Annotated in this window: 23 protein-coding genes and 1 pseudogene; 5 read left to right on the top strand and 19 right to left on the bottom strand. The window is 64.3% G+C overall.

Features of this window, described 5'->3' with window-relative positions:
- Positions 1 to 35 precede the first annotated feature (35 nt).
- Positions 36 to 1,325 (bottom strand): adenylosuccinate synthase, encoded by a 1,290-nt coding sequence (locus J7E83_RS03325; protein ID WP_214959028.1) that lies wholly within the window; start codon positions 1,323 to 1,325, stop codon positions 36 to 38.
- Positions 1,326 to 1,769: 444 nt separating this feature from the next.
- Between J7E83_RS03325 and J7E83_RS03320 the strand changes: the two genes are divergently transcribed.
- Positions 1,770 to 2,402, top strand: a complete 633-nt coding sequence (locus J7E83_RS03320; protein WP_214959026.1) for a uracil-DNA glycosylase — start codon at positions 1,770 to 1,772, stop codon at positions 2,400 to 2,402.
- Between the two features lie 96 nt (positions 2,403 to 2,498).
- On the opposite strand, the gene J7E83_RS03315 is transcribed toward J7E83_RS03320, so the two are convergent.
- The 3 genes from J7E83_RS03315 to J7E83_RS03305 all read right to left on the bottom strand — a co-directional run bounded on the left by J7E83_RS03315 (position 2,499) and on the right by J7E83_RS03305 (position 4,744).
- Positions 2,499 to 2,918 (bottom strand): DUF3151 domain-containing protein, encoded by a 420-nt coding sequence (locus J7E83_RS03315; protein WP_214959024.1) that lies wholly within the window; start codon positions 2,916 to 2,918, stop codon positions 2,499 to 2,501.
- 2 nt (positions 2,919 to 2,920) lie between these two features.
- Positions 2,921 to 3,940, bottom strand: a complete 1,020-nt coding sequence (fbaA, locus tag J7E83_RS03310) for a class II fructose-bisphosphate aldolase (RefSeq protein ID WP_214959022.1) — start codon at positions 3,938 to 3,940, stop codon at positions 2,921 to 2,923.
- Between the two features lie 129 nt (positions 3,941 to 4,069).
- Positions 4,070 to 4,744: a TrmH family RNA methyltransferase gene (locus J7E83_RS03305; RefSeq protein WP_214959020.1), complete on the bottom strand. Its 675-nt coding sequence runs from the start codon at positions 4,742 to 4,744 to the stop codon at positions 4,070 to 4,072.
- A gap of 53 nt (positions 4,745 to 4,797) precedes the next feature.
- Between J7E83_RS03305 and J7E83_RS03300 the strand changes: the two genes are divergently transcribed.
- The gene (locus J7E83_RS03300; protein WP_214959018.1) at positions 4,798 to 5,628 is read left to right on the top strand and encodes an HAD-IIA family hydrolase; all 831 of its coding nucleotides are present in this window, start codon (positions 4,798 to 4,800) and stop codon (positions 5,626 to 5,628) included.
- Here J7E83_RS03300 and J7E83_RS03295 read toward each other — a convergent pair.
- The 14 genes and pseudogenes from J7E83_RS03295 to J7E83_RS03230 form a co-directional block, all read right to left on the bottom strand.
- Positions 5,625 to 6,665: a thioesterase domain-containing protein gene (locus tag J7E83_RS03295; protein ID WP_214959016.1), complete on the bottom strand. Its 1,041-nt coding sequence runs from the start codon at positions 6,663 to 6,665 to the stop codon at positions 5,625 to 5,627. The two genes, J7E83_RS03300 and J7E83_RS03295, sit on opposite strands and share 4 nt — an antisense overlap.
- Positions 6,666 to 6,734: 69 nt before the next feature.
- A complete protein-coding gene (locus tag J7E83_RS03290) occupies positions 6,735 to 7,340 on the bottom strand; it encodes a hypothetical protein (RefSeq protein ID WP_214959014.1) in 606 nt (201 codons plus the stop codon).
- Positions 7,341 to 7,437: 97 nt separating this feature from the next.
- Positions 7,438 to 8,196, bottom strand: a complete 759-nt coding sequence (locus tag J7E83_RS03285) for a GAF and ANTAR domain-containing protein (RefSeq protein WP_214959012.1) — start codon at positions 8,194 to 8,196, stop codon at positions 7,438 to 7,440.
- 139 nt (positions 8,197 to 8,335) lie between these two features.
- Entirely contained in the window at positions 8,336 to 8,920 is a 585-nt protein-coding gene (pyrE, locus tag J7E83_RS03280; RefSeq protein ID WP_214959010.1) for an orotate phosphoribosyltransferase, read from the bottom strand.
- 103 nt (positions 8,921 to 9,023) lie between these two features.
- Positions 9,024 to 11,318, bottom strand: coding sequence for a gluconokinase, GntK/IdnK-type (locus tag J7E83_RS03275; protein WP_251043415.1), 2,295 nt, complete (start codon positions 11,316 to 11,318; stop codon positions 9,024 to 9,026).
- A 109-nt stretch (positions 11,319 to 11,427) separates the two neighbouring features.
- Positions 11,428 to 12,657, bottom strand: a complete 1,230-nt coding sequence (manD, locus tag J7E83_RS03270; protein ID WP_214959006.1) for a D-mannonate dehydratase ManD — start codon at positions 12,655 to 12,657, stop codon at positions 11,428 to 11,430.
- Between the two features lie 5 nt (positions 12,658 to 12,662).
- A complete protein-coding gene (locus J7E83_RS03265; protein ID WP_214959004.1) occupies positions 12,663 to 14,153 on the bottom strand; it encodes a mannitol dehydrogenase family protein in 1,491 nt (496 codons plus the stop codon).
- Complete coding sequence (gene uxaC, locus J7E83_RS03260) at positions 14,150 to 15,553, bottom strand: glucuronate isomerase (protein ID WP_214959002.1); 1,404 nt, start codon at positions 15,551 to 15,553, stop codon at positions 14,150 to 14,152. Before uxaC ends, J7E83_RS03265 begins: the two co-directional genes overlap by 4 nt.
- Positions 15,554 to 15,557: 4 nt before the next feature.
- Positions 15,558 to 16,463, bottom strand: a complete 906-nt coding sequence (locus tag J7E83_RS03255) for a sugar phosphate isomerase/epimerase (RefSeq protein ID WP_214959000.1) — start codon at positions 16,461 to 16,463, stop codon at positions 15,558 to 15,560.
- A gap of 4 nt (positions 16,464 to 16,467) precedes the next feature.
- Positions 16,468 to 17,634, bottom strand: a complete 1,167-nt coding sequence (locus J7E83_RS03250; RefSeq protein ID WP_214958998.1) for a Gfo/Idh/MocA family protein — start codon at positions 17,632 to 17,634, stop codon at positions 16,468 to 16,470.
- A complete protein-coding gene (locus J7E83_RS03245) occupies positions 17,631 to 18,479 on the bottom strand; it encodes a sugar phosphate isomerase/epimerase (RefSeq protein ID WP_214958997.1) in 849 nt (282 codons plus the stop codon). Before J7E83_RS03245 ends, J7E83_RS03250 begins: the two co-directional genes overlap by 4 nt.
- 2 nt (positions 18,480 to 18,481) lie before the next feature.
- Entirely contained in the window at positions 18,482 to 19,411 is a 930-nt protein-coding gene (locus J7E83_RS03240) for a carbohydrate ABC transporter permease (protein WP_214958995.1), read from the bottom strand.
- A pseudogene (locus J7E83_RS03235) lies at positions 19,408 to 20,420 on the bottom strand (carbohydrate ABC transporter permease). The gene J7E83_RS03240 and the pseudogene J7E83_RS03235 overlap by 4 nt, the downstream one beginning before the upstream one ends.
- 6 nt (positions 20,421 to 20,426) lie before the next feature.
- Complete coding sequence (locus tag J7E83_RS03230) at positions 20,427 to 21,788, bottom strand: ABC transporter substrate-binding protein (RefSeq protein ID WP_214958993.1); 1,362 nt, start codon at positions 21,786 to 21,788, stop codon at positions 20,427 to 20,429.
- 272 nt (positions 21,789 to 22,060) lie between these two features.
- Here J7E83_RS03230 and J7E83_RS03225 point away from each other — a divergent pair, with 272 nt between their 5' ends.
- Positions 22,061 to 23,062, top strand: a complete 1,002-nt coding sequence (locus J7E83_RS03225; protein ID WP_214959197.1) for a LacI family DNA-binding transcriptional regulator — start codon at positions 22,061 to 22,063, stop codon at positions 23,060 to 23,062.
- 102 nt (positions 23,063 to 23,164) lie between these two features.
- Entirely contained in the window at positions 23,165 to 23,986 is an 822-nt protein-coding gene (gene nadE / locus J7E83_RS03220; protein WP_214958991.1) for an ammonia-dependent NAD(+) synthetase, read from the top strand.
- A 105-nt stretch (positions 23,987 to 24,091) separates the two neighbouring features.
- On the opposite strand, the gene J7E83_RS03215 is transcribed toward nadE, so the two are convergent.
- Positions 24,092 to 24,880, bottom strand: a complete 789-nt coding sequence (locus J7E83_RS03215; RefSeq protein ID WP_214958989.1) for an IclR family transcriptional regulator — start codon at positions 24,878 to 24,880, stop codon at positions 24,092 to 24,094.
- A gap of 177 nt (positions 24,881 to 25,057) precedes the next feature.
- Here J7E83_RS03215 and J7E83_RS03210 point away from each other — a divergent pair, with 177 nt between their 5' ends.
- A complete protein-coding gene (locus tag J7E83_RS03210; RefSeq protein WP_214958987.1) occupies positions 25,058 to 25,789 on the top strand; it encodes a CoA transferase subunit A in 732 nt (243 codons plus the stop codon).
- Positions 25,790 to 25,817 lie beyond the last annotated feature (28 nt).

Below are 25,817 nucleotides of genomic sequence, written 5' to 3'. Positions count from 1 at the left end.
CCAGGTGACCCGCCGGCGTCGTACTTCAGGTGATTTTAGTCCTTGATGAGGTCGTTGACCACGATGGTCTGGTCCCGGTCAGGGCCCACGCCGATGGCCGAGAAGCGTGTGCCGGAGAGCTTCTCCAGCGCCAGGACGTAGTTGCGTGCGTTCTCCGGAAGGTCCTCCAGCGTGCGTGCGCCGGTGATGTCCTCGGTCCAGCCCTCGAAGTACTCGAAGATGGGCTTCGCGTGGTGGAATTCCGTCTGGGTCATGGGCATTTCGTCGTGCCGGACGCCGTCGACGTCGTAGGCCACGCACACTGGAATCTGCTCGATACCGGTGAGCACGTCCAGCTTGGTGACGAAGTAGTCAGTGAAACCGTTGACGCGCGATGCGTGGCGGGCCAGGACGGCGTCGTACCAGCCGCACCGGCGCGGACGGCCGGTGTTGACGCCGAACTCGCCGCCGGTCTTCTGGAGGTAGAGTCCCATCTCGTCGAACAGTTCCGTGGGGAAGGGGCCGGCGCCAACACGCGTGGTGTACGCCTTGATGATGCCGATGGAACGGGAGATCCGGGTGGGCCCGATGCCCGAGCCCACCGAGGCGCCGCCTGCAGTCGGGTTGGAGGACGTGACGAACGGGTATGTGCCGTGATCAACGTCCAGGAATGTGGCCTGGCCGCCCTCCATCAGCACCACTTTGCCCTCGTCCAAAGCCTTGTTCAGGACAAAGGTGCTGTCGATGACCAGCGGGCGGAGGCGCTCCGCGAACGAGAGGAAGTACGCAACGATTTCCTCCACCTCGATGTCGCGACGGTTGTAGACCTTGACCAGGAGTTCGTTCTTCTGGCGCAGCGATCCCTCAACCTTCTGGCGCAGGATGGACTCGTCGAACACGTCCTGGACGCGGATGCCGAGGCGGGCCACCTTGTCCATGTATGCGGGGCCGATGCCGCGGCCGGTGGTGCCGATGGCGCGGCTGCCGAGGAACCTCTCCGTGACCTTGTCCAGCACCTGGTGGTAGGGCGCGACCAGGTGGGCGTTGGCGGAGACGCGCAGTTTGGACGTGTCCGCGCCGCGGGCCTGGAGCCCGTCGATCTCCTGGAACAGGGCCTCCAGGTTCACCACGCAGCCGTTTCCGATGATGGGAACCGCGTTGGGGCTGAGGATGCCGGCCGGAAGGAGCTTGAGCTCATACTTCTCACCGCCTACGACGACGGTGTGCCCGGCGTTGTTGCCGCCGTTGGGCTTAACGACGTAGTCGACGCGGTGGCCGAGCAGGTCGGTGGCTTTGCCTTTTCCTTCGTCGCCCCATTGGGCTCCGACGATCACGATTGCTGGCATGGGATCCTCCCCCATTCGTTCGGGCCGCATCCCAGGTTGGTCCGGCCTTGGTTGATTCAGGGCGGACGGCCGGAAGTCGGCGCCGTTCATGAGAATGCCCCGAAGTTCATTGTCCTGCCCATGGCGTTGGCCGCTGGACGAGGACGCAAGAGTTTCGGGGCTCTTACCACCCAAGTTTAGCCGATGAGCAGTTGAGTCCCGCTTAGGCAGGTCCGCAGCGGGTCACAGGAGGCTATCTGGGTCCTTCATCGCCGCAGGCCCCTGCCCGACAACATCCGATGCGACGGACCGGCGTTTCGTTTCGCGCGACTTGCTAAACTGGAGAGGACCGACCAGGAATCGGTCCACACCACATTTCGAACCATCCCGGATTTGCGGCGCCTAAGGTGCACCCATTTTCCGGATTGGCAGCATCGCCGATCCCCGCAGGAGACATTGCACTATATGACAGCCCTGGCACCCGAATCTTTTCGCGAGCAGCTCCTGAGCCGCCGCTACGAACCCACCGTCGCAGCCGTCAACGAGCTGTGCGATTCCCTGCAGGGCGTCAAGCCGCACACCGAAGTCCCCTACGTTGATCCCATGCATGACGTCGGCGAGTGCCGCATCATCAGCCTGTACTCAAACATCGGTGAGGCCGACAAGTCAGGTTTCATCACGGCGGGCGACGACGACGCCGCCACCCGCATGTTGGGCGTCCAGTGGAAGCTCGGCCTGCGCCCGGAGTTCGTGATGCCGTGGAACGTCCACCCCTGGCACACCCCGGGCGAGCCCAACGGAAAGTTCACCCCGGACCAGATCGCCGCCGGCCTCAAGCCGCTGCTCAAGTTCCTGGCCCTGGTCCCGCGGGCCTCCGTGATCGTGGCCCACGGCACCGAAGCCAACCGCCTGGCCAATCTGCTCCTGAAGACCGAGGTTCCGCTGCTGTGGCGCCGGGGACTGAAGACCTACAAGGTCCGCTCCCTCAGCGGCCGCGCGTTCGCCGGAACCCCGGCGCGGCAGGAGCAATACCTTGAGGAAATGCACGTGGCCTATGCAGACGCCATGGCCCGCACTGGCCTGACGAAGCCAAGCTAGCCCAAACTCGTTCCTTAACCACAGCGCGGGTTCACTTCCCGCCCATCAATCCGAGGATTATGGGCGGGAAGTGAACCCGCGCTGGAGTTTAAGCGGTCAGGCCTCGATGGCGGCTTTCGCTGCCGGGTCCGAGTCCTTGAGGAACTTCTCGATGCGTTCCGGCTCGTCCGCCTCGCCGATCGCCGCGGAGGCGCGGCCCAGCGAATAGAGCGCGCGCAGGAACCCGCGGTTGGGTTCATGCTCCCAGGGGATGGGCCCCACTCCGCGCCAGCCGTTGCGGCGCAGCGAATCCAGCCCGCGGTGATAGCCCACGCGGGAGTAGGCGTAGGAATCGATGGTGCGGCCCTCGGCCCACGCCTCCTCAGCGAGCACAGCCCACAGCAAGGAGGACGTAGGGTGCTTCGCCACGAGGTCCAAGGCTTCCTGGCCCGCCTCCAGCTGCTCGTAGATCTCGGTCTCGGCAGGCAGGAGAGTGGGCTCGGGGCCCATCAGGTTCTTGCGGAACTCGTCGGACATTACTAGAAGGTCTTGCCGAGTGATCCGAGCTGCTTGGCTGCTTCCACCACACGGGTGGCCAGCCCGGCTTCGGCCGAGGCGCCCCACACGCGGGGGTCGTACAGCTTCTTGTTGCCGACCTCGCCGTCGATCTTAAGCACGCCGTCATAGTTCTTGAACATGTGGTTCACGACGGGACGCGTGTAGGCGTACTGGGTGTCCGTATCGATGTTCATCTTGATGGTTCCGTAGGAAACAGCGTCGGCAATCTCCTGGTCTGAGGAGCCGGAGCCGCCGTGGAAGACGAGGTCGAACGGGTTCTCCTTGCCGATCTTGGCACCCACCTGCGCCTGGATGTCCTTCAGGATCTCCGGACGCAGCTTGACGCCGCCCGGCTTGTACACGCCGTGCACGTTGCCGAAGGTCAGGGCAGTGATGTAGCGACCGTTCTCGCCGGCGCCAAGTGCCTCAATGGTGGCCAGGGCGTCCTCCACCGTGGTGTACAGCTTGTCGTTGATGGCGTTCTCGACGCCGTCTTCCTCGCCGCCGACGGTGCCGATCTCCACCTCGAGGATGATCTTGGCGGCAGCGGTGCGTTCCAGCAGCTCGCGGGCAATGCGCAGGTTCTCCGGCAGGGTCTCGGCGGAACCGTCCCACATGTGCGAGTTGAACAGCGGGTTGCGTCCGGCCTTTACCTCGGCCTCGGAGGCGGCCAGCAGCGGCAGGACGAAGCCGTCCAGCTTGTCCTTGGGGCAGTGGTCCGTGTGCAGCGCGATGTTGACGTTGTAGTTCTTGGCAACCTCGCGGGCGAAGGCGGCGAAGCCCAGGGAACCGGCCACCATGTCCTTAGTGGCGGCGCCGGACCAGTAGGCAGCGCCTCCGGTGGAAACCTGGACGATGCCGTCGGACTCGGCGTCGGCGAAACCGCGCAGGGCCGCGTTCAGCGTCTGCGAGGACGTGACGTTGACGGCGGGGTATGCGAAGCCGCCCGTCTTTGCGCGGTCGATCATCTCGGAGTAGATCTCTGGGGTTGCAATGGGCATGCTGACTCCTAAAGTGAATTTCGTCTGCGGGTTCTGTTGACCCTGGAGTGAACCTCGTCGGCTACGAACCATCCTAGCCATTTCTGCCGGGGCGGCGTGTTTCGGGTCACGCGGCCGGGTAACACTTGCCTACACGTGCTGGTTGAACACGTGCCGGCGCACCCAGGCGTGCATGGCGATGGCGGCCGCTGAGGCCGCATTGATGGAGCGGGTACTGCCGAATTGCTCAATGGAGAGGGTGGCAAGCGCCGCCTCGTGGACCTCGGGAGTCAGGCCGGGACCCTCCTGGCCGAACACCAGCACGCAGTCCTTGGGGAGTTCGTAGGTTTCCAGCGGCACAGAGTCCGGGAAGATGTCGATGCCAATAATGGCCAGCCCCTCCTCCTGCGCCCATGCCACGAAGTCGTCCACTGTGGGGTGGTGGCGGACGTGCTGGTAGCGGTCGGTGACCATTGCCCCGCGGCGGTTCCACCGCCGTCGACCGATGATGTGGACTTCCTTGGCGAGGAACGCGTTGGCGGTACGCACCACGGTGCCGATATTGAGGTCGTGCTGCCAGTTTTCGATGGCGATGTGGAAGTTGTGCCGCCTGGAATCCAAATCCGTGACGATGGCGTCGTGCTTCCAGTAGCGGTACTTGTCCACTACATTGCGCCGGTCACCGTCCGCCAGCAGCTCCGGATCCCAATGCTCCCCCGCCGGCAGCTCTCCTTCCCATGGCCCGACGCCGACCTCCGCCTTGGGCTCCGGCCCCTCCTCGGGCGGGGGAACGGGCAGGGCAGGGTTCTGGGGGTGGTCGGTCACCCCTCAACACTAGACTGGGCCTTTGGAACGTTCATCACCGTCGGAGGAGAAACATGGCAAAAGCAGACCAAGTCAAGGAATCGCCGGCGGTACACCAAAGCGGCCAGGAGATCGAATGCTGGCTGACAGATATGGACGGTGTGCTGGTCCATGAGAACCAGGCTGTCCCTGGAGCCGCGGAATTGATCCAGCGCTGGGTGGACACGTCCAAGCGTTTCCTGGTGCTGACCAACAACTCCATCTTCACACCCCGCGATCTTGCTGCCCGGCTGCGCGCCTCCGGCCTGGAGGTCCCCGAGGAGAACATCTGGACCTCGGCACTGGCCACCGCGCAGTTCCTGAAGAACCAGGTCCAGGGCTCCGGTTCCGGGAACCGCGCCTACACGATCGGTGAGGCGGGGCTCACGACGGCGCTGCACGAGGCGGGCTTCATCCTCACCGACCAGGATCCGGACTTTGTGGTGCTCGGCGAGACCCGAACGTATTCGTTTGAGGCCATCACGATGGCCATCCGCCTGATCCTTGCGGGAGCCCGCTTCATCGCCACGAACCCAGACGCCACTGGCCCGTCCAAGGACGGCCCAATGCCCGCGACCGGTGCCATCGCGGCGCTCATCACCAAAGCCACCGGCCGGGAACCCTATGTGGTGGGCAAGCCCAATCCCATGATGTTCCGGTCCGCCATGAACCAGATCGACGCGCACTCGGAAACGACGGCCATGATTGGGGACCGGATGGACACCGACATCATCGCAGGGATGGAAGCCGGCCTTCATACGGTGCTGGTGCTGACCGGCATCACTCAGCGTGACGACATTGCGTCGTACCCGTTCCGGCCCAATCAGGTCCTCAATTCCGTCGCTGACCTGAAGAACCAAATCTAGAAGACGGTCACCCTGGTTCCGCCGCCGGGCAAGGGGAAGTAGTCATTCATTAGGCGCTCGACGATGGGGCTGTAGATGGCAGGGTTCCATCCCGGGCTGGCGTGCGCCGGCCTGGCGCCGTCAGTTTGCTGGTCAGAGGACACCATGTTGGATTGGTATGCCACCGCCCACTTGTCCCGTGCAGTCCCATAGTCGACTGTCTTGTCCCCAGGGTTGCCGACAAAGGCCATCCGTGTCCCGCCTATCTTGTCTTTGAAAACGGTCCCGTCAAAGTGGTAAATGTAGTCTGACTCGGTCTGGATGAGCAGGGTGGACGGTGCAATGGGAGACAGCTGCTCCATGGTCTGGTCCAGGATCTGGCGCCACGAACGCTCGTCCTTGTGGATCACGCGCTCACCCAACTCATAACCGCCCCGCACCACCGAGGGGAGGCGGACGCCACTTTCGTAAAGGAACACCACGCCGTCGAACCAGCTCTGGTCGAGGACATCGTTCTTGTTGTAGGGGCTGGAATCGAGCAGGATGAACTCGACTTCCACGCCAGCGAGTTCCCGCAGCTTATAGGCCACCTCGGTGGCAACCATGCCTCCGAAGCTGTGCCCGTAGAAAAAGAGCCTTGTCAGCTTTTTCACCCGGATGTGCTCAAGGACTGCGATGACCAGCTCATCGATCTCCAGCCCCAAGTTGGAATAGCCCACCGCGGCCAGCTGGCCGCGCTTGTTCAGCGCCCCGCGGAGTGAGTTCAGAATCCATAGGGCTTCTTCCCAGCTGGTCTTGTAGCCCGGGAAAAGGAACCAGCTGGCCTCCGGATAGTAGGCGTCGGCGAAGCCGTCAGGAACCGTCAGGATCTTGCTGGCCCTGCGCTCAGCCTGGATCCGCCGGGTAAACAGCATGTCCGCGGCGAGCAGGGATGAGGCGCCGGCTCCCAGAAGGAAGCCGCGGCGCGAGAACCGCCGAAGGCCTGCGGCGGCAGCGAGCAGCCGCGCTTCAGAAGTGCAAGGCTGTTCCTGTTGCACTGGTTCCCCCTTTTGCGGCACACCTCTACCGTAGCCACAGGGGAACCTGTACCTGCAACTACGTGCCTGCGGCCACCAGGGGATGCTACTTCAGCTGACGGCCTCCTCCCCTGCCTCCGGCTGAAACACGCCGCCTTCAGGTTGCCGCCGGGAAATCTCGTGGCCGACGTCGTTGTACCGCGCCAGCAGGTCCGATCCGGCGAACGCCTCGGGAGTGTCCAACATGGCAAAGAGCGAGTCGCTGGCAGCCAGGAGTTCGTCGTCGGAATAGTCCGCGAGGGCGCGGCCCTCCAACAGCCCCTGGCCCGGCGAGTCGGCCACGCTGGGCCCATCCGTGAATCCGCCGGCGAGCAGATCCGTAATGGCCAGCGACCGCTCCATAATGCCGGCCGAGGCAGCCCCGCCCCTAGCTGCGGCGGTCAACTGCAGCGAAACGCCTTCCCCATCAAGTCCTGTAAACGTCTCACCGTCAATAGCGTTGAGATCATTCCGGAGGCCTGCGAGTGCCGCTGATTCGATAAACGCTGCACCGGAAAGGTCAACGCGGATGTGGGAGCTGATCCCCATGCTCCGGACGCGGCGGATGATATGGACGAGGGAGGGCCGGGATTCCTGATTGAGGCTCCCCTGGACGTCGATCCTGACAACGTCGGTGACGACGTTGAGCTTAACGAGGGCATGCAGTTTGCGGTCCATAGGTACTCCAAAAAAGGCTGCTTCTATGGCCGACGGCTCAACCTCCGCAAGCGTAACCTCCCTGCAGTTCCGGCACAAGCCGGAAAATGAGGAGTTCCTAGCCGGCCTGCACCTGGTCAGGCTCCTGGTAGTGGGTGCGCGTTCCCGTCCCGCCCACCGACTCCACCAAGGATTTGGCGATGTCGCGCAGCTTGGTGTTGCTGTTGCTGGACGCCTCGGTGAGGATCCTGATCGCAGCGTCCTGGCTGCACCGGTTTTGGGCCATAACAATCCCCACCGCAATGTCGATGATGGTCCGGGATTCCAGCGTCGCGCGCAGGTTGGCCGCGCTGTCCGTATGGAGCGAAAACCGTACGGCCAGACGGAGCGCCTGGGAGATTTCCCGGGTGTATCCCCTGGCCTTTGCAGCCGCGCGTTCATCGAACTTGCGCGGCGCGTCCGAATAGAGATTCAAGGCTGCTTTGGCGTCCCCCTGCAGGTCGAAGGGCAGCGACAGCACGGACCGCAGCCCGTGGGACGCCACTGCGTTGGCGTAGTCCGGTCCCCACCGGTCTTCCTCGAACAGGTCCGGCACGTGGACTTCGCGCTCTTCCTCCGCTGCCGTGAGGCATGGGCCCTGAGACAGTGAGTACTGGATTTGATCCACTTCCCGGGCGGCATCACTGCTCCAGCCGATCGTGGCAGCCTTGCGGTCTCGGAGCAGCGTGATGCCGCACAGCGCGTCGTCGCCGTCACCCGCCATTTGGTGGGCAGAGAACCGGGCTAGTTCATTGAGGAAGCCCTCGAAATCGGCGCTTTCCAGAATAAGGTTCTGGATTTGCTCGGTGGTGCTCAAGGGCTGTTCTGGCGGGAGCATGGTGCACGTTCTCCAAAGGATCCTGAAGTGGGTTACGGCAAATGGTAAGTCACCCTCAGGCACGAGTCCAACCCCGCAGGTCAGGCCCTGTCCGTCAGGTGCCAGCCGCTCCCGGCGCCAGCTGGCGGGACCGGCCGGGTTAGGCCAGTCCCAGCTCGTCCTTGCCGAAGGCGAACAGGTACGGCACGCCGGTCTCGGCTTCGATCTTTTCCTTGGCACCGGTGTCCCGGTCCACGATGACCGCGACGGCAACCACGTTGCCTCCGGCGTTCTTGACGCCCTCGACGGCGGTCAGCGCTGAACCGCCAGTGGTGGAGGTGTCCTCGAGCACCAGTACTTTGCGCCCTTCCACTGACGGGCCCTCAACCTGGCGGCCCATGCCGTAAGACTTCTGGGCCTTTCGGACCACAAAGGCGTCAACGTTCCGTCCGGCGTCCACGGCGGCGTGCATCACTGCCGTGCCCACCGGGTCGGCGCCCATGGTCAGCCCACCGGCGCACTCAAAGTCGATGCCGGCGTCGTCGACCAGGGCCAGCATGACCTGCCCCACCAGCTTGGAGGCCTCGTGGTGGAGCGTGATGCGGCGCAGGTCGATGTAGTAATCGGCTTCTGCACCGCTGGAGAGGATCACCTTGCCGCGGACCACGGCAAGCTCCTTGATCAGTTCCAGCAGGCGGGCACGGGCAGTGGCGGTGTCGGCCGCAAAGTCAGTGGAAGAAGTCATGGGCTCCAGTTTAGTGGTTGCGGGATTTGTGACAGTTGCCACGCAACCGGTCTGTTCCGTGCGCTGACGCTCCGCCGGGATCTCCTGCCGATGTGGACCGGGGTCAGAGCCTCGTATCAAACGAATTGCAGAAGACATTCTCATTGAACGTGCCCTGGAATTCGGACTTTCCCTGGATCTTTTCAACGGTGGCCCGGATCGCCTCGCGTGTTCCCGCATGGGCATGGATGGCGGTCCTGACCATGGGGACGTCGATCAGGTGGTTGGGCTGGTTCAGCGAAACGAAGATGGTGGGAACCTCGGTGGCATACCACGGGATTTCCGCGGCCATCGGCGAGGACCACTTGATCCGGATGGCCGCCTCCTGGGCGAAGCCCTTGACGTTCGCGAAGACAAGCGCGGCATCGTACTTCTCCGCGTAGTCGCCCGTGGCTTCCTCCGAGATGACAGACATGAAGTTGGTTCCGGTCTCCCCCGCAGCTTCGCGTTGCTCCGCGGTCCGGAACAGGTGCACCTCAAAGCCTGCTTTCTCCAGCTCGTCCTGGACGATGCCAAGGTAGGCGAGGGGGTCGCCGCGCGTGAAGTCGGAGCCACCCGAGATGCCGTACAGGCGGATGCGTTTGTGCGTTTCCGGCGTGACGGGCAGGTTGTTGGCCGTGTCCTTGACCAGGGTGACGGTCTTGTCAGCGATTTCCGCGGCGACGGCACGGTGTGCCTCGCTGCCGATGACGGCAAGCGCTTCTTGAGGAGGGACCAGCTCCGCCCGTGGCGTTGTGTGCAGCCCGAGGGAGGCCTTCAGGGCCAGGATCCGGCGCAGGGCGTTGTGCAGCCGCTGCTCCGTGATGATGCCGGACTTGTAGCCGTCCATCATGTACTGGAAGTCCTCGGCGGGGTTGCGGAAGAACAGGAACATGTCGCAGCCGGCCGCGATGGTGGCCGGGACCAGGTCCTTGCGCTTCATGGCCTGGGTCAGGCCGATCATCTGTGATGCATCGGTGAGGATGAGCCCGTTGAAGCCGAGCTCGCCGCGCAGCAGGTCCTGGAGCAGCTCGGGAGACAGGGTTGCCGGCAGGATGTCCCTGTCTGCCATGCCGGGACGGAAGTGCCGGGACAGTTCCGGCGCCCCGATGTGGCCGATCATGATGGACTGCACACCGTGGCCGATCAGCTCGCGGTACACGTGCCCGTAGCTTCGGTTCCACTCCTCGTAGCCAAGGGTGTTGTAGGACGTGACCACATGCTGGTCACGCTCATCCACGCCATCGCCCGGAAAGTGCTTCATGGCGCAGACAGTTGGCGACTCGCTGATGCCGTCGAAGTATTCCTTGGCCCGCTCCACCACAATCTCAGGTGTGTTGCCGAAGGATCGGGTGGAGATGACCGTGTTCCGCCAGTTGTAGTGGATGTCCACAACCGGGGCGAACGCCCAGTTGCAGCCAAGGGCCGCGGTCTCCGCTCCGGCCACCTGCCCCATTTGCCGGGCGATGGACTTGTCCGGGTGCGAGCCGGCCTGCAGGTGCGTGCAGACGAAGGTGCCGTCATCGCAGCTTCCGGCACCGCCCATTTCAGGGTTGGACGCTATCAGCAGCGGCACCTTGGTTTTCGACTGGGCATACCGGATGTGCTCCTGGACTGCGGAGGATGGGCCGGGACGGTAACGCATCCCGCCGACGTGGTAGGCGTCCAGGACGCCGTCAAGGTACTCCGGGGAGTAGTCATTGTTGTGGTTGATGAAAAGCTGCCCGATCTTTTCCTCGAGCGTCATCGACCCGAGGACGGACTCCACCCAGGCGATAGCCGCATCGTCCAGGTTGAAAGGCGCTGCCTGAAGGTCGACGTCGGGCTGGCGCACCCCGGTGCCTCCGCTGCTGGCAGTCTTGGCGGGTTGGGCGGGTTGGGCGGGTTGGGTCCTGGCGCCTGTGGCAACACCCGGGATGCCGGCCAGCGCCGCCGCCACGACGGCGTCAACAGGGGCGGCGATGTCCACCACCATCCCTGCCTCGTCCGCCTCAAGCGGTTCCAGGGTTGCCAACTGGGACTCCAGCAATGCGGGCGGCATGAAATGCCCGGACCGCCCCTCGATTCGCGCTCCCAGCACCTCTTTGCTGCCATCCAGGTGAAGGAACAGGGTGTCCGGGGCCTGGGCCCGGATGGCGTCGCGGTAGCTCCGGCGCAGGGCTGAGCAGGCGAGCACCAGGCCGCCGTCTCCGGCAGCGGCGAGTTCCGATCCTACGGTGGCGAGCCAGGGCCAGCGGTCCTCGTCCGTCAGGGGCGTGCCGGCTGCCATCTTGGCGACGTTTTCCACCGGATGGAGGGAATCGCCGTCGAGAAACGGTAGGCCCAGCCCGCGCGCCACGAGGTCGCCGATGGTGGTCTTACCGCAGCCGGAAACGCCCATCACGACGATGCGGAGTTTGTCCGCCCCTGCCGGTGAGGGCGTGGTTTCTTGCGGTGAGATGGATACGCCAGCAGTCACCAGTCGTGCCTTCTCACCAGTGATGTTTTTCTCACCAGTCATGCACCGTGCCGTCCACGAGGCGGTTGTAGGGCAGGTAGGCCTGCTGGTAGGGGAAGGCGGCTGCGGCATCCTCGTTGAACTCGACTCCGATGCCTGGCTTGTCGCCCGGGTGCAGGTATCCATCAACAAAGGTCATGGACTGCTCGAAGACCTCGTTGGTCTTGTCCGAGTGCTGCATGTATTCCTGGATGCCGTAGTTGTGGATGGCCAGGCCCACGTGCAGCTGCGCGGCGAAGCCGACCGGAGAGATGTCGGTGGGGCCGTGGAAACCGGACTTGATCTGGTACTGCGCGGCGAAGTCCATGACCTTCTTCAACGGGGAAATGCCGCCAAAGTGGGTGGAAGCGGCCCGGACGTAGTCGATGAGCTGTTCCTTAATGATGGTCTGGTAGTCGTACACGGTGTTGAAGATTTCACCGATGGCCAGCGGGGTGGTGGTGTGCTGGCGGACCAGGCGCAAGGCCTCCTGGTTCTCGGCCGGAGTGCAGTCCTCCAGCCAGAACAGGTCATAAGGCTCCAAAGCCTTGCCCAGCTTCGCGGCCTGGATGGGCGTCATCCGGTGGTGGCCGTCGTGCAGCAGCGGGATCTCCGGGCCGAACTCGTTCCGGACCGCCTCGAACACCGAAGGCAGGTGGCGCAGGTAGGCCCGGGTGTCCCAGTCCTCCTCCACCGGGAAGGCGCCGCGGCCGGCGGGCTCGTAGTCGTAACGCTCGCCCGAGGCCTGCGCCTGGGCAGCTACGCCGTACAGGGCCTTGATGCCGGGTACGGCGGTCTGGATCCGGACCGACTTGTAGCCGAGTTCCAGGTGCTCCCGGACGGAATCAAACAATGCCGGAATGTCGGCGCCCGAGGCGTGACCGTAGGCCCGCAGCCCGTTGCGGGAAGCACCGCCAAGGAGCTGGTAAACCGGCATCCCCGCCATCTTCCCCTTGATGTCCCACAGGGCCATGTCCACCGCGGCGATCGCCGCCATCGTCACCGGACCGCGGCGCCAGTAGGCGCTGCGGTACAGGAACTGCCAGGTGTCCTCGATCCGGTGCGGGTCCTTGCCGATCAGCAGCTGGGCCACATGCTCCTTCAGGTACGCGGCGACCGCAAGCTCACGGCCGTTCAGGGTGGCATCACCGATACCGGTCACACCGTCCTCCGTGGTGATCCTGAGTGTCACGAAGTTACGGGACGGGCTGGTGACAAATACTTCTGCTGCGACGATCTTCATGAACTTCAGCTGTTCCTTCCGGGAATCAGGTGCGGTGCGGAGGTGGCGGACGTACTGCCACCGCTGTCGGTGGCGTCTGCGCCTTCTGAGGTGTCCGTGGTGAGTGTCCCGCAACGGGAGGCCACCAAGGACACGATTTCCGGGTCGTCCGAGAGTTGCGGACTGACAAGGTTGAGGAGGGTGGCCACGCGCTCGTGCCCCGCCGACCCGTTGGCTGTGCGGATGGCAGACGACAGCGGGTCCTGCACCGAATCCTCCTGGCCCACGTAGTCAATCCATGCGGCCAGCATCAGCGCGCTGCCCGCTCCGGAGCGGCCCTCGGATCTTTCGGCCACCAGGACCGGCAGGGCCCGCATGCGCAGTTTGGTGGTGCCGTCCGCCGCGATCTGCGAAAGGTGGTGGGCTATCCGCCTGTTGCCGAACCTGGCGCGCAGCGCCTCGCGGTACTCGGGAATGTGGAGATCCTCCTCCGGCAGGTGCGCGGACGCCTCATCCCAGAACGCCTCCACAGCCTCCCTGCAGAGCGGATCCTCGAGGGCCTCAGCCACCGTGGTGTGGCCACGCAACTGCCCCGCATATGCCAGGAGCGAGTGCGCGCCGTTCAGGAGCCAGAGTTTGCGGTTTTCGTACGGTTCAATGTCATCCACGACGACGGCGCCCGCGTCCTCCCAGCGGGGCCGGCCGGCCGGGAAGTCACCGCTCAGCACCCAGTCGCGGAAGGGCTCTGCCACCACCGGCGAGCCGTCGCGGTAACCGCAGCGCTCCTCCACTTCAGCAACATCCGCGTCGGTGGTCCGCGGGGTAATCCGGTCAACGGACGAACTGACAAAACTGACGTTTTCCGCGATCCAGGCCGCCACGTCCATGTCCCAGGCCTCCGCCAAGCCGACGATGGCACGGCGGGCAACCTCACCGTTCCCTGAGAGGTTGTCGCAACTGACGACGGCGACCGGTCCAGCCCCCGCGTCCCTGCGGGCGGCGAGGGCCAGGACCAGCCGGCCCAACGGCGTCGTGGGTGTCACTGCTGGACCGGCGTTGCCAGCCGTACCCGTGCCGCCGGCCAGCACGGCGAGATCGCCAGCCACGGCGGAGGAGCCGGCGTCGAAGCTGCCGTCCGAGGCCAGGCCGTAGGCGGCCTCCGTGATGGTCAGGGTGACCACCGCAGTCTCAGGGGCGGACACCAGCTCACAGAGGCGTCCGACGTCGGCGCCGTCCACTGCTTCCACAATGCTTCCGATGACTTCAAAGTCGTCGCCGTTGCCTGACCGATCAATGATCGTGAACAGGCCGTCCTGCGCCGCCAAAGCCAGGGCAGCGTCCGGGCGGCGGCCGGTGAAGGCGGCGATCCCCCAGTCCGCCGCATCCGGGGCGTGCTGGGTGTACCAGGCCTGATGTGAGCGATGGAATGCTCCGAGGCCCAGGTGCACGATCCTCACCGGCGCTTGGGGCAGCGGCCAGAACGTCCGGTCCAGCCTAGGCAGTTGGCCGCCGGTCACAGCTTGAACACCCGTCGCGGCGAGGAATCCACGATGTCCACGATCAGTTCCTGGGCGCGGTCTTCGCTGATCCGGTGTTCGGCCACCAGCCGGGCCAGGAATGCTGACTCGATCCGCCGCGAGGTGTCGTGGCGGGCCGGGATAGAGCAGAACGCCCGCGTGTCATCGATGAATCCCGAGGACCTGGAAAAACCTGCCGTTTCCGTGACCGCCGCGCGGAAACGCAGCATCGCATCCGGCGCGTCCAGAAACCACCAGGGGGCGCCAATGTAGACGGAGGGGTAGAACCCGGCCAGCGGCGCAAGCTCCCGCGAGAACACAGTCTCGTCCAGGGTGAACAGCACCAGATGGAAGTCCTTGGCCGTGCCGAAGTCCTGCAGCAGGGGCCGGATGGCCTCCGTGTAGTTCACGGCGAACGGGATGTCGTGGCCGGTGTCCGCGCCAAATGCCTCGAACGTGGGGCCGTGGTGGTTCCGGTACGAGCCGGGATGGATCGTCATGACCAGGCCGTCTTCGACGGACATCCTGGCCATCTGGTACACCATGTGGGCCTCGAAGGCATCGCGGTCCTCCGGCGTGGCGTTTCCCGCCCGCGCCCGCTCGAAAATCCGCGCCGCATCGGCGTCGTCCAGTTTGAGGGTGGCCGGAGTCCGGACTCCATGGTCGGCAGATACGGCGCCATTCTCCACGAAGTGCCGGCGTCGCGCTTCGAGCGCGCCGATGTAGCCCTCATATCCCGAAGCACCTGGGCCGCCGGCGGCAATCAGTCGTTCCACGTTCTCGTTCCAGGCCGGATGGGCGATATTCAGGTACTGGTCCGGACGGAACGTTGGCAGCACCCGGCCGGCGAAGGCCGGATCTGCGGCCAGCGCCGCGTGGCTTTCAAGGGAATCCAGGGGGTCATCCGTGGTGGCGAGCACCTCGATATTGAATTCCTTGAACAGTTCGCGTGGCCGGAAGCCTGGTTCGCCAAGTTTGGCTGAGATGGCGTCGAAGATCCTGTCCGCATTCGCGGCCGTGGGTTCTTCGTGTACCCCGAAGACATGCTCGAATTCCTGCCGGATCCAGTATCCGGACGCCGTTCCCTCGAAGGCCGGCCACGCCTGGCAGAAGTTGCGCCAGACCTGCCGCGAGTCCGACGTCGAACCGCCCAGGCCCAGCTGGTCCATCGGGACTCCGCCAGCATGGATCAGCCGCGTCACGTAGTGGTCCGGCGTGACGAGCAGTGCGGCAGGATCGGGGAATGGCAGGTTCCGTTCGATGACGGCGGCGTCCACGTGGCCGTGCGGGGAGATGATCGGGAGTCCCTCCACAGCGGAGTACAGCGTGCGGGCGATCGCCCGCACGCCGGGATCCGCGGGAAGGAGCCGGTCCGGGTGGGCTGCTATCGGCTGTGCCATGGTTTCAGCGCGCCCCGGCCCCGGCGGTGAGCCCGGCGAGGGCCGCCGTGCTCCGCAGGTACTCAAGGTTTCCGGCGGTACGTTCAGCCAAGGGAAGCTCTGTCGAAAAGTCCTCCACCGTGACCCAGCCGTCGTAGCCGTACGCGGCAAGCGCCTTGAAATACTCCAGGACGCTGCCTTGGCCGGTCTTCAGGGGCGCCCATTCGTTCTGGAACACGGCCGCTCCGGAGGCGTCCGTCTCATCTCCGCGGACCCAGACAGCGTTCTTGACATGGATGTGTGCCAGATACTCCCCCAACAGCTCGAACGCCGGCAGGTAGTCCTCCTGGCCCTCGATGAGAAGATTGCCCAGGTCATGGATGACCCCCACGTGCTGCGGATCCAGTCCCTCCAGCAGGCGGCGGGCCGACGATGCCGAGGCCGTGATGGTGCGGTGGTGCAGTTCCACCAGCGCCTTGACGCCGTAGTGGGCTGCACGGTCGGCGACCCACTCGAAGTCGCGGCGGGCTGCCTCAAACAGGACAGGGTACGGGGTTCCGCTCGGCTCCTGGTTACCCCAAACGGCTGTACCGAGCGCCGGCGTGGTCACCCGGACCTGGCCGGCACCCAGCGCGGCGGTGGCCGCCAGCATGCGTTCGACGTCGTCGCGGTTGTCACACCGCGCGTAGCCGCCGATCCCGGAGAACTCCAGGCCTGCCTTGCGGGTGATGGTGGCGATGCGCTCGATGTTGTCTTCGAGCCCGGTCAGCGGGATGGAGGCCTTGTTACCGGCCCAGAAACCCGGCTCCGGCGCGTCTGCCTGGTCGGTGATCCGCCATTCGATGCCGTCCCACCCCTGTCCGGCCAGCGTGGTGACCGCCTCCTCGGGGGTCCAGTCGGGCGTGGAGGCCGTGAATACTGAGAATTTCATCGCGTCAGATGCTTTCTGTCGGGGTGCTGCCCGTGCGGACTTCGAGGTCGTTGTACTTGCCGGCCAGGACGTCGTCGAACAGGACTGCCTGATTCAGGGTGGCCGACACGTAGACGGCCCGCACGGTAGCCAGGGCGTTGACGGCATCGCTGACGGTCACACCTGGCTGGCGGCCTTCGGCGATTGCCCCGAGGATGTCGCGGTACTGGCGGACGTGCCCTGCCGGATAAACAGTGGGGTCCTTGGCCTCGTAGTCTTCTTCCGGGTACTTGGCCAGTTCCTGTTCGGCCTGGTTGCCCCCGCCCTGCAGCCCCATGTCGGCAGAGTCACCGCCGGCATCCTTGGAGTGGAAATACTGCAGCTGGTCGTTGTCCACTACGGCTGAGCCTTCCGAGCCCATCAGCTGAACCCGGACCGTCAGCCCGGGGTACGCGGCCGTGGTGGCGTGCAGCACTGCCAGGCCGCCGTTTTCGAACGTCACGGTGGCCACGGCGGTGTCCTCGACTTCGATCCGTTCGTGGGCAAGGCGCGCCGTGTGAGCGTGGATCTCGACGGGCCGTCCCATGAACCAGAGGAGCAGGTCAACGGTGTGGACGCCCTGGTTCATCAGGGCGCCGCCGCCATCCATCGACCATGTGCCCCGCCAGTCACCGGAGTCGTAGTAGCCCTGCCCGCGCCACCACGCCACGGAGGCGATGGCCGAAGTCAGCCGGCCGAAGCGGCCCTTGGCCACTGCATCCGCAACGGCCAGGCTGGACCGGTCAAAGCGGTGCTGGCTGATCACCGCGGCGACGACGCCGCGGCGAGCGGCTTCCCGTGCCGCCGCCTCGATCTCCTGGGCCCGGTTCAGATCCACGTCCAGCGGCTTCTCGATCACTACGTGCTTTCCGGCGGCCAGCACTTCGAGGCCTTGCTGGATGTGCAGCCCGCTGGGCGTGGCCAGAGCCACGAGGTGTATGTCGGCAGCAGCGAAAGCGGCCTCAAGGGTGGTGTAAACAGACGGCCGGGGGCGTCCGCTCTTCTCGATGAAGTCCGCAAGGGACTCGGCCGCATCAGGAATAACGTCAACCAGGGCCACGATGCCCGCCTCAGCGAATTCGTGGATGGCCACCGCGTGGGTGCGTCCGATGACGCCGCACCCGGCGATGGCTACGTTCAACGTGTCACTCATGCTGTCTGGACTCCTGCTTCTGCTGTTACTTTGGCGAATGCGCGTGCGGCAATACCGAATGCCGTGGGACCGGAAAATCCGCCAAGGCCGTGCGCGCCGGCCAGATGCGGCTCAAGGGAGGCGAAGCCGCTGTAGCCATCCGCCTTCAGTGCCTCCACCGTCCGCAGCACGTCGCCGTCACCTTCGCCGGCAGGAACAACGTGTCCGTTGGTGAACAGCGCGTCCTTGACCTGGAGGTACTCCAGGTGCGGTCGCAGTTTGGCATAGGCCTCGTCAAAGGGCTTCACGCCCACCTGGACGAAGTTGGCGGCGTCCCAGGCCACTTTCAGGGCCGGGGAGTTCACCGTTTCGATGATGTCCAGTACGCGGTCCGGAACGTCCCCGAAAATGTCCTTCTCGTTCTCGTGCAGCAGGATCACGCCTTCCTCCTCGGCGACGGCGGCCAGGGCGCGCATCCGCTCGATGACGTCGTTGCGGATGCTGTCCACGGCCACGGATTCGCCGTAGTAGAAGGAGAAGATGCGGATGTATTTTGCGTCGAGGACTTTCGCTGCATGGGCGGCCCGGCGGAGGCGTTCCACCTCGTGTTCAACGGGAAGGCTGACGTCCACCTTGCCGATGGGCGAGGCGATGGCCGACACTTTCATCCCCTTTTCGGACAGCAGCTGGCCGAGGGCCTTGAGCTGGTCCTCAGAGAGGTCAACGATGTTGGTGCCCCACGCGCTGCGCACCTCGATGTGGTTGGCGCCAAGCGCCTGCAGCACCGCGATCTGGACTGCCGGGTCGTCGTCGATCTCGTCCCCGAAGCCGGACAGCGGCCACGCGGACTGGGTGGTTGAAACCATGGTTATTTAACTCCTCCGGCGGTGAGCCCGCCAACTAGGTAACGCTGGAAAATCAGGTACAGAATCACCACTGGCGCTGCGCAGACCAGGGCCGCTGCCATCATCTGGCCATAGAACGGGATCGCACCGCCTTCCTGGGACGCACCGAAGATCTGCAGTGCCACAGCAGCGGTCTGGCTTTCCGGACGGGTCATGACGGACGCGAAGAGGACGTCGTTCCAGCCCAGCAGGAAGGCAAAGATGCCCGAGACAACGATGCCCGGCCAGCTCAGCGGCAGGATGATCCTGAAGAGGACGCCCACATTGCTGGCGCCATCGATCCGCGCCGCCTCCTCCAGTTCGCGGGGCAGGCCCCGCAGATAGGTAACCATGACCCAGGTGGAAAACGGCATGGCGAACGTCAGGTACGTGACGAACAATCCCCATTGCGTCCCGATGACCTGGATGCCGAGATATGTGGCGGCCGACGAAAACAGCACAAACACGGGGAGCACCATGAGCGTTCCGGGCACGGACTGCAGCGCGAGAAGTCCGCGCAGGATGGTAAGGCGGCCCCGGAAGCTGTAACGCACGAGGACAAAAGCCGTGGACACCGACATCGCCGCCGAGACAACTGCTGTTGCTCCTGCCACCAGGACGCTGTTGGTCAGGCCCGTGGCCAGGCCCACACTGGTCCAGATACTGGAGTAGTTCTGCAACGTGACGGTCGAGGGCCAAAACTCGCCGTTTGCCACGCCGATGTCCGAGTTCACCGATGCCAGGAAGATGTACAGCACCGGAATCAGGACCAGGGCACCCAAGAACACCAGGATGATGGCGAGCAGTGGACGGGGCAGGAGCCTTGTTACTTCGTGTTGCCGTGCGGAGCCGGGGCGGGGGACAGAGGCGGCCATGGCCGCATTTCGACGCTTGCTTGCGGTGGAGGTAGTCATTTCTTGGCTCCAGGTGACTCGGCGTCGTCAAGCTTGACCGCGCGAAGGTAGACAAACAGCGGGATGGCGATCAACACCAGGGAGATGAAGGCCATGGCCGCACTCAACCCGAAGCGGAAGCTTTGGAAGCTCGTGACATAGGTAAGGATGGGGAGCACTTCGACGTCGGATGGCGCCGGGACTCCGAACAGCACGTAAGGAAGCGTGAAGTTGTTGATGTGGTGCAACATGCCGATCAGGAAGGCCAGCGAGAGCGGGCCCTTCAGGTAGGGGAAGATCACGTACCGGAGTTTGTTCCACCACAGGGCGCCATCCAAGGCCGAAGCTTCATGGACCTCGTGGTCCACGGACTGCAGTCCGGACAGGGCGAGCAGGTAGATGAAGGGCCAGGATGCCCAGATCTGGACCAGGACCAGCGTCCAGAAAGTCTGAGGGCCGTTCAGCCACAGTCCTGTATGGATGCCGACCAAGCCCAGCCCCCTGTCGACGATGCCTTCGGGCTGGAACATGGTGCGCCAGACAGTGGCGACCACAAATGAGGGAGCACATAGGGAATGAGGAAGATGGACCTGACCACGGCGCGTCCTTTGAACGCGTTCTGCGTGGCAACGGCGGCGGCGATGCCAAGCGGAAGAGTGACCACCATGGCGAGCAGCGAGTAGCTGACGCTCAGCCAGACCGCGTGCAGCAGCGGTGACGTGGTGACTGCTTCCACGAAGTTCTCGACGCCGATGAAGGGTGCACTGATCCATCGGCGAAGCGTGTACTGGTCCAGGTTGAGGGTGGACATGTAGATCCCCAGGACCAGCGGGACCACGATGATGATGAGCATCAGGGCCCCGCCGGGGATAAGCATCCACAGAGGCCTATTGCGTTCGCTCAGGCCCCTGCGGGGCCCGTTGTCCTCACCGGCAGGTGGCGGACCCGCCACGGAAGCGGTGGTCCGGGAGGTCCGGCTGGCGGCGGATTCTGCCGCCACCCGGACTTCGTTGGAAGCGTCGGTAGACATCAGTACTTATCCTTTTGATGCCCGGTCAAGGGACGCCTGGCCCTTGGTCTGGGCCTCCTTGATCCTTGTTTCGAGGGCTGACCCATCGATGCTGCCCCTGGACAGGTCTGGAATCGACTGGACAGTGACGTTCAGCAGGCCGAGCTGGATGTCTCCCCAGGCTCCGGTGAACGGCGTGGCCTTGGACTTGGCTGCGGCGTCAGCGATTGGCTTGAGCACGGGGTCAGTCAGGCTGGCCAGTGCCTCGGCATTGGCAGGCAGGTCGCCGAAGATCTTCTGGTAGTTGAGCTGCTCGTCCTTGGACGTGATCAGCTTGATGTACGCGAAGGCGAGATCCTTCTGCTTCGAATAATCCGCCACCACGAGGTTGTCGCCGGAGAGGATGCTGGCAGCATTGGCACCATCACCCTTCGGGCTGGATTCGCCGGGTGGCGTGGTGGGCATCAGGGTGTACGCAAATTTGCCGGCGACGGCTGAACTGCTGAGCGTCGGGATGGAGCTTGACGTCGTCATCATCAGATAACCGGCTTTGCCGCTGGCGAACGCTGCCACTGCGTTGCTGTTGCTCCAGCCCACGGATGCGGGGTCCACTACCTTGTCATTGGTCAGCCAGCCGAAGTAGGTCTGGTATGCCTTCTTGACAGTGGGATCATCCATCTTGAGCTTGTTGCCGTCCACCAGGGGGTTCCCCGCCTGGACAGCCATGGCCCAGATGAACTTCCAGGGATCGAAGTTGTCTTTGTAGCCCGTAGCAATCCCGAAGGTGCCGTCCTTGGTCATCTTCTTGGCTTGCGCCGCAAGCTCATTCCAGCTGGTGGCTGGCTTGTCGATGCCTGCCGCAGCCAGGAGATCCTTGTTGTACGCCATCACAAAGGGACGGCTGACGAAGGGGATACCGGCCTGGTGGTCCGCGTCGGGACCGGAGATACCCAGGGCGGCCTGGTTGAAGCGGTCCTTGCCGCCAACCTTCTTCCAATCATCATCGGACAGGGTCACGAATGCCTTCGTGGCGTAGGCGGTGGGAGTGAATGTGGTGCCGAGTCCGTAGATGTCCGGGCCCTGGCCCGACACCACGGAAGTCTGGATTCGCGTGAGCTCGTCGTTTGCGGAGGCGAAGGTTTCAAACTTCACGTCGGCCCCGGTCTCCGCCTTGAACTTGGCCGCGATGTCGGCTTGCCACTGCTTCTGCTGCTCGGGGTACTGGGGAAGGACACCGGTAAGGACGTTCAGGGTCTTGCCCGTTCCGTCCACCTTGCCGTCAGAGCTTGTGGAGCCACCGGTGGTTCCTGCTCCTGAGCCGCAGGCGGTAAGGGCCAGTGCTGCGGCCGTGACGATTGCTGCCAGCCCGGTAGACGATCTAAACCTCATTGTTTTCTCCTCTAGAACACCCACATGGCCACAACGTCATGTGGCGCTCATCACTGCAGGCGATTCGAAATCCAGTCTATGGATGCTGCAACATTGCGGCAAGCGGTTGCCAAAAGTTGCCATGCGTGGTCTGATGATGCTTGGAGGATGCCCACCGCGCAGCTCGTGGGCCTCCTGCTTCGGAGCGAATCCCGGGGCAGACCATAAGAAAGGGCTGGTCCATGGCTAAGGCAACGGCGAATTCGGAAACTCCGGTCACGAGCCAACCCCGGATGCCCACCGACCGGATGCCCACGATCCGCGATATCGCGGAACTGGCCGGCGTTGCTACGTCCACGGTTTCCCGGGCACTGTCCAGGCCGGACCGGGTCAACCCGCGCACCCGCCAACGCATCGAAGAACTGGCTGCGCAGCTGAATTACGTTCCCAGCTCGCAGGCCAGGGGCCTCAGTTCGGGACGCACCAACGCCGTGGCGGTGCTGGTCCCCGACATCACCAACCCGTTCTACTTCGACATCATCCGAGGAACCCAGCACCAACTCAAGGCCGCCGGCGTTACCCAGCTCCTGGTCGACACGGAGGAGTCAAACGAGATGGAGCTTGAAGCGCTGCACAAGATGCGCCGGTCCGCCGACGGCTTTATCCTCGCCGCCTCGAGGCTCACTGATGCCCAGCTGGCTGAGGTCTCCGGAACCCAGCCACTCGTGACCATTAACAGGGCCTCCGCGAGTGCACCCACCGTGGTGATCGATACGCCGTCGGCCATCATCCAGGCCTTGGAGCACCTCTCCTCACTGGGTCATCACCGCGTCTGCTATGTCAGCGGCCCGCCTACGTCGTGGTCCAACCAGGCGCGCTGGAAGGTCTTCGAGGAGGATTCCTCCAAGCGTGGCATGGAAACACACCGCATCGGGCCCTTCGTTCCCAAGACCACTTCCGGTGCCGCCGCAGCTGACGCCGCCGTCAGGACGGGCGCAACGGCCTGCATTGTGTTCAACGATCTGCTGGCCATCGGCATGCTCCAGCGGCTGCGTGAACGGGGTATGCGCGTCCCCGAGGACATGAGCATCGTTGGCTCTGATGACATCTTCGGCGCAGACTTCTGCAATCCCCCACTGACCACCATCGCCAGCCCCATAGAGCAGGCAGGGAGGGTGGCGGTGTCCATGCTGCTCTCCCAGCTCAATCCCACCCCCGGCCGGTCCAGCCGCAAACTGGCCATCATGCCCACCCACCTGACCATCCGCGCTTCCACTGGCCCCGCCCCGGACTGACCATCCGCGCCTCCACGGGCCCCACCCAGCCTGAGCAGCGGGACGCAGTGAAGCAGCGGACACAGTTGAGCGTTGTTGACACCGCTGGCTAGGCTATGTGACATGCGCGAACTCCAGGCCACCATCATCGAAGAAATGGGCGTGCAGCCCCGGATCGACCCCGCCGGGGAGGTGCGCAAGCGCGTGGCGTTCCTCAAGGACTATCTCAAGGCCACGCAGACCAAGGGCTTTGTCCTGGGCATTTCCGGCGGCCTGGATTCGTCCTTGGCCGGACGGCTGGCGCAGCTGGCGGTGGAGGAACTGGAGGCAGAGGGCGTGGATGCGAACTTCGTGGCCGTTCGCCTACCTTATGGTGTCCAGCACGACGAGGATGACGCCCAAGCCGCCTTGGACTTCATCCAGCCGAAGACGGAGTGGACGTTCAATATCTCCGCTGCCGTGGACGGCTTCGAGGATGAGTTCGAAAAGACCGCCGGCGCCTCGATCTCAGATTTTCACAAGGGCAACACGAAGGCCCGCGCCCGTATGACCGCGCAGTACGCCCTGGCCGGCGAATACAACTATCTGGTGATCGGCACGGACCACGGCGCGGAGTCAGTTACCGGCTTCTTCACGAAATACGGCGACGGCGGCGCGGACATCCTTCCGCTGTTTGGCCTGAACAAGCGACATAACCGCGAGCTGCTGGCCGAACTGGGCGCGCCCGCCCGGGTCTGGGAAAAAGTTCCCACGGCCGACCTCCTGGACGGCACGCCCGGCCGCACTGACGAGGATGAGCTGGGCCTGAGCTATGACCAGATCGATGATTACCTCGAAGGGCGCGAGGTGCCCGAAGCCGCCGCCGAGCTGATCGAGCAAAAATACCTCCGCACCCGCCACAAGCGCACGGTCCCGGTCACCATCTTCGACACCTGGTGGAAGTGAACGCTCCCGCGCCCAGGTGAAGGGCCTTGTAGATCCTGGTGCTGATTTCCCTGGCTCCTTTGGGTGCGGCACTCTAGCGTCAGCCCGGGCCCGCCGTTCCTGCCATCACAACAGGTCTTTGCCGCGGCCGCCGAGCTGAGCGGTGATCCGGTGGGCTTCCTCCATCAGCAGCCTTCCCAGGGAGTCTTGGCGGTCCTCGCGGAAGCGTGGTTCGATGCCAGTGAGGGAGAGCGCCCAGGCCGGACGCCCGGAGGGATCGAAGACGGCGGCACCCATCCCCCAGCTGCCCTCCAGCACCAGGCCGGGGTTCACGGAGTAGCCAGCGCGCCTGGTCTTCGCCAGGCTGGCCCGGACGACGCTTTCGGTGTGGGCTTCCGCGAACTGCCCGGCGTGTGCAGGCCAGTTCTCCAGCAACTGCTCCTGCTCGACTTCAGCCAGGAATGCCATGATCGCCGTTCCCGCGGAGGCGACGCCCAGGGGAAAGCGAACGCCTTCATGCAGGACGAAGGAGCGGACGGGAAAGCTGCCCTCTTCGCGCAGCAGGCAGACCGTTTCTGCCCCGCGGCGGACGGAGAAGAAGGCACTTTCCCCGGTTTCCCCGGCCAGCCGGCGAAGGCTGGGCCGGGCAATCTCCTCCAGCGGAAACCGTGCGGAAGCTACGGAACCCATCAGCAGAATTTCCGGCCCCAGGACCCAGTTGCCTGTACGTGCCTCGTGATCCAGCAGCCCCTCGGCTGCCAGCGAATTCAGGAGCCGGTGGATGGTGGGCCGCGTGAGTCCCGACTCCCGGACCAACTCCACCAGCGGACTCCCCTCCGGCTTGCGGCCAATGATTCGTAACAGTCCGGCAATGCGCGTAGCCACTTGCGCTCCCTGCACGGGAAGTTGACTCATTCTGCTCCCTTGTATCCATAATGTGGACAGAAAAGAGACTACCGTCCACACTGTAAAACCGGCGAATTTACACGCGAGATTGGACATTGACAGCGGGAGTTTTCCTCCCGTACGCTCCAAACCCAGAGGCCTAGTCCATAAGGTGGATTGGTCAGAAACGCTCAATGAGGAGACCACATGTCCAAGCTGAAAACAGGCGCTCTCGACGCCCTGCGAGATGTGCTGCGGGACGGGATGACCCTCGCTGTCGGCGGTTTTGGCCTGAGCGGGATTCCCGCGGACCTGATCGAAGCCGTCCGTGATTCGGGCGTGCAGGGCCTGACGGTGGTCTCGAACAATATGGGGGTGGATGGCAAGGGGCTGGGGATCCTGATTGAGGCGGGCCAGGTCCGCAAGGTCATTGCCTCCTACGTGGGCGAAAACAAGCTCTTCGCCGAGCAGTACCTCGCCGGAAAGCTTGACGTTGAGTTCACGCCGCAGGGCACCCTCGCCGAACGCCTCCGCGCAGGCGGCTCCGGCATCCCCGCCTTCTACACAAAGACCGGGGTGGGAACCCTGGTCGCGCAAGGCAAGCCGCACGAAGAGTTCGACGGCGGGACGTACATCCAGGAGCGCGCCATCCGGGCCGACGTCGCACTGGTCCATGCGCACACTGCCGATACGGACGGCAACCTTGTCTACCGCTACACGGCACGGAACTTCAACCCTGTGGTGGCCACCGCAGGAGCAGTGACAATAGCGGAGGCCGAGGTGATTGTGGAACCGGGCCGGCTGGATCCCAACCACATTGTCACGCCGGGCGTGTACGTCCAGCGCCTGGTCCAGGCGGGCAGCAGGGTCAAGGACATCGAACAGCGCACGGTCCGGCAGCGCCGCGTTTCCGAAGACACCGCCGCGCTGGCCGTCTGACATCCGCCTACCGACCGAAGAAAAGGAG

It is taken from the genome of Arthrobacter sp. ISL-48, assembly GCF_018613805.1.
GTDB lineage: Bacteria > Actinomycetota > Actinomycetes > Actinomycetales > Micrococcaceae > Arthrobacter.
This window is presented reverse-complemented; position numbering and strand designations above follow the sequence as displayed.

Coding starts and splice junctions, on each gene's coding strand:
- J7E83_RS03320 (WP_214959026.1), top strand. CDS start 1,770: ATGACAGCCCTGGCACCCGAATCTTTTCGCGAGCAGCTCCTGAGCCGC.
- manD (WP_214959006.1), bottom strand. CDS start 12,657: ATGAAGATCGTCGCAGCAGAAGTATTTGTCACCAGCCCGTCCCGTAAC.
- J7E83_RS03245 (WP_214958997.1), bottom strand. CDS start 18,479: ATGGTTTCAACCACCCAGTCCGCGTGGCCGCTGTCCGGCTTCGGGGAC.
- J7E83_RS03250 (WP_214958998.1), bottom strand. CDS start 17,634: ATGAGTGACACGTTGAACGTAGCCATCGCCGGGTGCGGCGTCATCGGA.
- fbaA (WP_214959022.1), bottom strand. CDS start 3,940: ATGCCCATTGCAACCCCAGAGATCTACTCCGAGATGATCGACCGCGCA.
- J7E83_RS03290 (WP_214959014.1), bottom strand. CDS start 7,340: ATGGACCGCAAACTGCATGCCCTCGTTAAGCTCAACGTCGTCACCGAC.
- J7E83_RS03240 (WP_214958995.1), bottom strand. CDS start 19,411: ATGACTACCTCCACCGCAAGCAAGCGTCGAAATGCGGCCATGGCCGCC.
- nadE (WP_214958991.1), top strand. CDS start 23,165: ATGCGCGAACTCCAGGCCACCATCATCGAAGAAATGGGCGTGCAGCCC.
- J7E83_RS03225 (WP_214959197.1), top strand. CDS start 22,061: ATGCCCACCGACCGGATGCCCACGATCCGCGATATCGCGGAACTGGCC.
- J7E83_RS03325 (WP_214959028.1), bottom strand. CDS start 1,325: ATGCCAGCAATCGTGATCGTCGGAGCCCAATGGGGCGACGAAGGAAAA.
- uxaC (WP_214959002.1), bottom strand. CDS start 15,553: ATGGCACAGCCGATAGCAGCCCACCCGGACCGGCTCCTTCCCGCGGAT.
- J7E83_RS03285 (WP_214959012.1), bottom strand. CDS start 8,196: ATGCTCCCGCCAGAACAGCCCTTGAGCACCACCGAGCAAATCCAGAAC.
- J7E83_RS03300 (WP_214959018.1), top strand. CDS start 4,798: ATGGCAAAAGCAGACCAAGTCAAGGAATCGCCGGCGGTACACCAAAGC.
- pyrE (WP_214959010.1), bottom strand. CDS start 8,920: ATGACTTCTTCCACTGACTTTGCGGCCGACACCGCCACTGCCCGTGCC.
- J7E83_RS03315 (WP_214959024.1), bottom strand. CDS start 2,918: ATGTCCGACGAGTTCCGCAAGAACCTGATGGGCCCCGAGCCCACTCTC.
- J7E83_RS03230 (WP_214958993.1), bottom strand. CDS start 21,788: ATGAGGTTTAGATCGTCTACCGGGCTGGCAGCAATCGTCACGGCCGCA.
- J7E83_RS03275 (WP_251043415.1), bottom strand. CDS start 11,318: ATGGGCGTTTCCGGCTGCGGTAAGACCACCATCGGCGACCTCGTGGCG.
- J7E83_RS03255 (WP_214959000.1), bottom strand. CDS start 16,463: ATGAAATTCTCAGTATTCACGGCCTCCACGCCCGACTGGACCCCCGAG.
- J7E83_RS03215 (WP_214958989.1), bottom strand. CDS start 24,880: ATGAGTCAACTTCCCGTGCAGGGAGCGCAAGTGGCTACGCGCATTGCC.
- J7E83_RS03210 (WP_214958987.1), top strand. CDS start 25,058: ATGTCCAAGCTGAAAACAGGCGCTCTCGACGCCCTGCGAGATGTGCTG.